The sequence below is a fragment of the Paenibacillus sp. AR247 genome, assembly GCF_002968895.1.
GTDB classification, from domain to species: domain Bacteria; phylum Bacillota; class Bacilli; order Paenibacillales; family Paenibacillaceae; genus Paenibacillus_AQ; species Paenibacillus_AQ favisporus.
This window is the reverse complement of the sequence record NZ_PCZT01000024.1, coordinates 297,651-300,757: the sequence shown is the minus strand read 5'-3', so window position 1 is coordinate 300,757 and position 3,107 is coordinate 297,651. Positions and strand designations below refer to the sequence as shown.

The 3,107-nt window shown below is 55.2% G+C and carries 2 protein-coding genes and 2 pseudogenes; 2 read left to right on the top strand and 2 right to left on the bottom strand.

What is annotated here, in order from left to right; translation table 11 throughout:
* A partial coding sequence (locus CPT76_RS32320; protein ID WP_374954753.1) for a MerR family DNA-binding transcriptional regulator occupies nt 1-55 on the bottom strand: 55 nt, incomplete at its 3' end.
* 352 nt (nt 56-407) lie between these two features.
* On the opposite strand from CPT76_RS32320, the pseudogene CPT76_RS32315 reads away from it, so the two are divergent.
* Nucleotides 408-1,446: pseudogene (locus CPT76_RS32315) on the top strand (NAD(P)-dependent alcohol dehydrogenase).
* A 130-nt stretch (nt 1,447-1,576) separates the two neighbouring features.
* Here the strand turns inward: CPT76_RS32315 and CPT76_RS32310 are convergent.
* Nucleotides 1,577-2,197, bottom strand: coding sequence for a histidine phosphatase family protein (locus tag CPT76_RS32310; protein ID WP_105445795.1), 621 nt, complete (start codon nt 2,195-2,197; stop codon nt 1,577-1,579).
* Nucleotides 2,198-2,486: 289 nt separating this feature from the next.
* Between CPT76_RS32310 and nfsA the strand changes: the two are divergent.
* Nucleotides 2,487-3,107: pseudogene (nfsA, locus tag CPT76_RS32305) on the top strand (oxygen-insensitive NADPH nitroreductase); the annotation flags it as partial.

Below are 3,107 nucleotides of genomic sequence, written 5' to 3'. Positions count from 1 at the left end.
GGAGCAAGCCTTCATTTTCATAGTACCGGAGCGTGGAAGCCGATATTCCGGTCATCTGCGTGACCTCTTTTATACTGTTCATGGATACACTCCTCTGTATTTATTGTTAAAGTTAACTTTAGCATAAGTGGTGTTCAGAAGTAACTGAAATGAGCGGCTGGATGGATCGAAGGCCGATGGGGCAGGCAGCAGGTTGTTGGAGAAAACGGAACACAATATGAAAAGCAGAGGATGTTGAGCGAAATCTGCGTAAAGAACTCAGGAATAGGAAGTGTTTATGCCAAAGGATCGTGGTCCTTTAAGTGATGGAAAAATACCCTTGACTTAAAGTGAACTTTAAGATTTATGCTAAACATGCAATCCAATAAGGCAACCCAATTCCATGAGTAAAGGAGTAGTGAGAAAACATGTGTAAAACACGCGTGCTCAGCGTCCCAGGCGCAAAAGAGCCTTTTGAAAACACAACGATTGAGCGGAGAGAGCTGCGGCCGGACGACGTTTTAATCGATATTCATTACAGCGGTATTTGCCATTCGGATATACATAGTGCCTACGATGAGTGGGGCGGGGGGATATTCCCGATGGTTCCCGGTCATGAAATTGCCGGCATCGTAGCGGCCGTAGGTTCGGAAGTAACCCAATTTGCGGTGGGTGACCGCGTTGGCGTGGGCTGTTTTGTAGACTCGTGCGGAGCGTGCGAATACTGCCTCATGGGGGAAGAACAGTATTGCACGAAGGGCGTCGTCCAGACCTATAATTCGCTGGACTATGACGGCAATCCGACCTATGGCGGGTACAGCCAAAAGATCGTCGTTACGGAAAGATTCGTAGTCCGGATCCCGGAAGGTCTGGAGTTGAGCGAGGCAAGCCCGCTGCTCTGCGCCGGCATCACCACGTATTCCCCATTGAAGCATTGGAACGCTGGTCCCGGCAAAAAAGTGCCATTGTGGGGATGGGCGGACTCGGCCACCTGGCGATCCAATATGCGCATGCCCTGGGTGCGGAAGTCACGGTTTTGAGCCGCTCCATGGGTAAAAAAGCGAAGCCCGGAGCTTCGGCGCAGACGATTACTTTGCCACCAGCGATCCGGATACGTTCAAAACGCTGGCCGGCCGTTTCGATCTCATCCTGAACACCGTATCCGCGAATCTTGAAGTAGATGCGTATCTGTCACTCCTTCGCGTCGACGGTACGCTTGTGAATGTCGGTGCACCGGGCACGCCGGATCAGTACAACGTGTTCTCCTTAATTATGGGCCGCCGCAGCATTGCCGGATCGCTCGTAGGCGGCATTCGGGAAACGCAGGAGATGCTTGAATTCTCAGCGGAGCACGGCATTGCTCCTAAAATTGAGGTGATCCGCGCCGACCAAGTCGACGAGGCTTATGAACGCGTCCTTCGCAGCGACGTACGGTACCGGTTTGTCATTGATATGGCTACACTGTAAATGAAGCCAAGTTTCGATGTGGAGCTCGCTCAACAGATAACGGATCGCCCTCCGCTTCATGGACCGATGCATCCAAGCCCCGGCAGGGCCTTTGCCACAAGGACCCCCTGCCGGGGCTTTGTGCTGCCGCTTACTTCTGAAGATGCTGGATGGAGGCGAATCCGGCCAGAACGAATCCGCCGTGCCCGCCGGACAGGACGGTCGTGATCGAGCACTCCGGCACCAGCTCGCTCTGCCTGGAGACAAAGGAGGGGTGCCAGTGGTTCAGCTCGCTCTCGGGAAAGGCATTGAGCAGAAAATCCGTGATCAGTCCGCCGTGGGTGACCAAGGCGAGAGGTTGGCCCGGATGCTGTAAAGCCTGCTCCGACAGCAGCGATGACAGCCGGTCGCCGGCCTGCCGCGCGGAGTCGCCGACGGGTGGGACGTAATCCCGGTCGTTCGTGCATCGTTCCCACATGCGCACAAACGCTTCGAAGGTTTGGCCGGGAAGGTCGCCCCAGTTGGCGCGCTCCCTCAGGCGCACATCGGTGTGCACGGGAAGGCCGGACGCTTCAGCGATATATCCGGCCGTGTCCGCCGCCCGCCGGAGCGGGCTGGATACAATCGCGGCCAGGGGCAGCCGGCCTAAATGCCGGGCGGTCTGACGGGCTTCCAGTACTCCCTCGGGGGAAAGCGGGACATCGCCTATGGCGCGGACCTTGGTGCCGTGCCGGACGAGATAAAAGGTGGTGCTGGTGGCAATCGGATTCATGAAGGGCCTCCTTGGCATAGACCGTTCGTGTTGCAGTTCAATCGTTAACGTGATTAACAAACAATATTTGATTTAGCATAAGTGAAATTAGATATTTATCTAAATACATTCTAATGGATTTCTATGAAAAATAGAACAGGGGAAGCCACAGCGTATCCATTTTTTGAAAGGACGAGGATTGGTTTATAATAAAAGGGTCCATGTCTGCCTGTATTCACGCGATTGCAGGTACGATACAAGTCATGAGGCGGCTAGACAATAACCACTCGCGTTAGGAGATGTATGACTGATGAACGAGGTTATATCCTTAATAAAAAACCACCGCTCCATCCGCAAGTTTAAGAATGAACCGGTCACAGAGGAGCAGCTGAACGAGATCATTTCTGCGGCACAGTGCGCTTCCACTTCCAGCAATGTTCAGGCCTACAGCGTTATCGCGGCCACGGACCCGGCCCTGAAGAAGCAGCTGGCCGAATTAGCCGGCAATCAGGCCTATATCGAGGAATGCCCGGTGTTTCTGATCTGGTGCGCGGATTTGCACCGTTTGGATCAGGTCACCGCCGGGCACATGGCCGGCCGGGAGTCGTACGTGGATTCGACGGAGAATTTTATCGTGGCCACGGTCGATGCGGCCTTAGCGGCACAGACGGCGGCGGTCGCCGCGGAATCGCTCGGGCTTGGCATCGTCTATATCGGCGGCGTCCGTAACCGGATCGCCGAATTGTCCGAGCTGCTGAACCTACCGGAGCTTGTCTACCCGGTATTCGGCATGTGCCTGGGTGTGCCGGATCAGGAGCCGGGCATTCGTCCGCGTCTGCCGGTGGAGGCGGTTCTGCACCGCAACGGTTACCAGGAGGAGCGGATTCGAGGAGCCGGTGCAGGCATATGACCAAACGATGCAGCGCTACCT

Excerpts from the sequence above, each read along its gene's own strand:
- CPT76_RS32310 (WP_105445795.1), bottom strand. The coding sequence starts at position 2,197 with ATGAATCCGATTGCCACCAGCACCACCTTTTATCTCGTCCGGCACGGC.